This is a genomic window from Synechococcus sp. R55.8, from assembly GCF_047461895.1.
Classification (GTDB): domain Bacteria; phylum Cyanobacteriota; class Cyanobacteriia; order Thermostichales; family Thermostichaceae; genus Thermostichus.
Map to the genome: position 1 here is coordinate 1 of NZ_JANSIB010000178.1, position 1,299 is coordinate 1,299.

Annotated in this window: 2 protein-coding genes; one reads left to right on the forward strand and one right to left on the reverse strand. The window is 56.7% G+C overall.

What is annotated here, in order from left to right:
- Positions 1–198 precede the first annotated feature (198 nt).
- Positions 199–1,155 (forward strand): sigma-70 family RNA polymerase sigma factor, encoded by a 957-nt coding sequence (locus tag NW829_RS12220; RefSeq protein ID WP_414417198.1) that lies wholly within the window; start codon positions 199–201, stop codon positions 1,153–1,155.
- Between the two features lie 22 nt (positions 1,156–1,177).
- Here NW829_RS12220 and NW829_RS12225 read toward each other — a convergent pair whose 3' ends face one another.
- Positions 1,178–1,297 carry a glycine cleavage T C-terminal barrel domain-containing protein gene (locus tag NW829_RS12225; protein WP_414417199.1) on the reverse strand — a complete coding sequence of 40 codons (120 nt, stop codon included), beginning with the start codon at positions 1,295–1,297 and terminating at the stop codon, positions 1,178–1,180.
- Positions 1,298–1,299: the final 2 nt, after the last annotated feature.

Here is a 1,299-nt window from a genome sequence, read left to right on the forward strand (position 1 = left end):
CTCAATAAATTTAGTGAGTCAAACACCGAGTTCTGGATTAGATTTTTCGAAGTCAAAGCCTTTACGAAAAGGCTTTTGTGCTGGTATGAATAAGGTGCTGTTTGCAGAAAGGTCAGCTTCGTGTGTAGGAAGAGGGCCCGATGCAGCAGGAGAAGTAGAGATTCTGACAGGACATGAATTTATGGTGTGGGGTTTGATATGTCAGAAAGTCTTGACTTGCAAGATGCGGTGGGGCGTTTCTTGAAGACGATTGGCCGCTACTCGTTGCTCACCGCTGAAGAAGAGCTCCGCCTGGCTCACCAGGTGCAGCGGATGGTGACGCTCTTGGAGCAACGGCAGCCCCATGAGTCTGTGGAAGGTTGGAGCCAGCGGCTGGGGATCCCTTTAGCAGAGCTGCAGCAGATCCTGCGGCAGGGGGAAGCAGCCAAGAAACGAATGGTGGAGTGTAACCTCCGCTTGGTGGTGTCGATTGCCAAGCGCTATCGCAATCGAGGCTTGCCGTTTCTGGATCTGATTCAGGAAGGCACCATCGGCCTCACCCGCGCCGTGGAAAAGTTCGATCCCACCCGTGGCTACAAGTTCTCCACCTATGCCACTTGGTGGATCCGGCAAAGCGTGAACCGGGGCATCCAAAACAAGGGGCGGATGATCCGTCTGCCGGCCCACATGTACGAAAAGGTCTCCCAGGTGAAGCGGCGCTACCGCGAGTTATCTGCCGAAAGGGGATCCCGTCCCCAAGCGGAAGAAGTTTTTGATTCTCTGGATATTGGCGATAACTACCGGGAGCTGATCACCCGCCACATGGCAGAGATGCGTTCCTTGAATGTGGGGGTAGGGGATGAAGACGGCACCGAGCTGCAGCACTTCATCCCAGATGAAGACAACGACCCTGTTGAACACCTAACCCAGCTTGCCCGTCGAGAGGAAGTCCGCGCGCTGGTGGGCCAACTGAGTGAACGAGAACGACAGGTGATCGTGGCTCGCTATGGGCTGGATGGATCGAGGGGCCTAACGCTGCGGGAAATTGGGGAGCACATCGGCCTTTCGCGGGAGCGAGTACGACAGATTGAACGGCGGGCCTTGCGGAAGTTGCGGCGGCTGCAGCAGGAATACTCCACTCCCAAGACCGGCAAACGGCTCAACCCCCTGGGTTAACCGGAGCCTGCGCCTGTTCCCGTCAGCGGTGCGGAGCACGATAGAAAGGTTTTTTCACTACTTCCGCAGGCCGGCGTTGCCCCCGAATCTCAATTTCCAGCCGGGATCCCACCTTGGCCCAAGCCGGAGCGACATAGCCCAAGC

Excerpts from the sequence above, each read along its gene's own strand:
- NW829_RS12220 (WP_414417198.1), top strand. The coding sequence starts at position 199 with ATGTCAGAAAGTCTTGACTTGCAAGATGCGGTGGGGCGTTTCTTGAAG.